This is a genomic window from Rhodococcus marinonascens NBRC 14363 (assembly GCF_001894885.1).
Lineage (GTDB): Bacteria > Actinomycetota > Actinomycetes > Mycobacteriales > Mycobacteriaceae > Rhodococcus_F > Rhodococcus_F marinonascens.
Genome location: NZ_BCXB01000113.1, coordinates 1 through 1627 on the forward strand (window position 1 = coordinate 1; position 1627 = coordinate 1627).

The 1627-nt window shown below is 65.3% G+C and carries 2 protein-coding genes; both read left to right on the forward strand.

Going from position 1 to position 1627, the window contains the following annotated elements:
- The first annotated feature begins 107 nt into the window (after positions 1-107).
- Positions 108-905, forward strand: coding sequence for an IS5 family transposase (locus RM2_RS23050; RefSeq protein WP_072691766.1), 798 nt, complete (start codon positions 108-110; stop codon positions 903-905).
- 68 nt (positions 906-973) lie between these two features.
- A partial coding sequence (locus tag RM2_RS25520; protein WP_169846824.1) for a transposase family protein occupies positions 974-1627 on the forward strand: 654 nt, incomplete at its 3' end.

Genomic DNA, 1627 nt, shown 5'->3' on the forward strand with positions numbered 1-1627 from the left:
TAGTGCTTGTACCACGACCCAACCAGGAGTTCGCTTGTCATCATCTCCCATCGTGCTGTGCCCGTCATGCCCCACCCCCGAACAATGCGAGGGCACACCGGTGCGCGGTGTACCCGTCGTCGTCGGTTACGAACGCACAATGGGCGCTTCTCGAACCCCTGCTCCCACCACCCGGCAACACCACCGGCAGCGGTGGCCGACCCGAAAAGCACTGCCGCCGTCTCGTGCTCGACGCCATCTTCTACCTCGTGCGGGGCGGGATCGCCTGGCGGCAGTTGCCGGCGGAGTTCCCGCCCGCCACCACGGTGTATGCGATCTTCGTCCGCTGGGTGCGGGCGGGGGTGTGGCAGCACATTCACGACGCGCTCCGTGATCGGGTCCGGGTCCGGGGCGCCCGCCGCCCGCTGCCTTCTGCGGCGATCATCGACTCCCAATCGGTTCGCGGCGCCGATACCGTGCCCCGGTCGAGTCGGGGTTTCGATGCGGGTAAGAAAATCAACGGCCGCAAACGTCACATCGCGGTCGACACCAACGGGTTGCTGCTGGCGGTCGTGGTGACGATGGCCAGCATTCAGGACCGCGACGGGGCCAACCGATTGCTGTCCGTGCTGCGTGCCCACTGTTCGACGATCACCATGGTGTGGGCTGACGGCGGCTACGCCGGGCGGTTGCTCGACTGGTCGAAAAAGGTTCTGGCCCTGACGGTTCAGGTTGTCAAACGCACCGATGACGTCAAAGGGTTCAAGGTCCTGCCCCGGCGGTGGGTGGTCGAGCGAACCTTCGCCTGGATCAGCAAACACCGCCGCTGCGTCCGTGATTACGAAACCCGCCCCGATCATCACGAAGCGATGATTTACATCGTCATGATCGCCACCATGTCACGTCGACTCGCCCGCACAGCATGACTCATACCGGAGTTTTCAGACGCACTCTGAGTGTTGCGAAGCATTCGGACCGAAGGAGAACCAAGGGCGTGGTCGAGAGTACGACACTGTTGTTCGGGCTACCCGGACTGCGGGTGACGAACGTGTCCCGAAAACCAGATGGAACCAGGATCGTCGATGTGGTCACCGATGACGAGTGTGCATCGGCGTGCCCGGGGTGCGGAGTGTTCTCTACTTCCACCAAGGAACGCGTGATCACGTTTCCCAAGGACATCCCCTACGGTTCCGACCGAATCATTGTTCACTGGAGCAAGACCCGGTGGCGATGCCGAGAGGAATACTGCACCCGCGGATCGTTCACCGAGGTGATCGAACAGATCCCACGCCGTGCCCGCACCACCGGCCGGCTGCGCACCCAGATCGGGGCGGCGATCGGTGACGCCGCCCGCTCGGTGGCCGAGGTCGCCGCCACCCACAGTGTGTCCTGGCCGACCGCGCACCGGGCGTTCATCGCCCGCGCCGAAGCACTGCTGATCGAGCCGGCCCCGGTGCGGTCCTCGGCATCGACGAAACCCGACGCGGGAAGCCCCGGTGGGAGCGGTGCCGGGACACCGGAAGGTGGGTGCGGGTCGACCCGTGGGACACCGGGTTCGTCGACCTCGGCGGTGACCAAGGTTTGCTGGGCCAGAGGGAAGGACGGACCACCGCGGCAGTCGTGGAATGGCTGCGTGAGCGCACCCCCC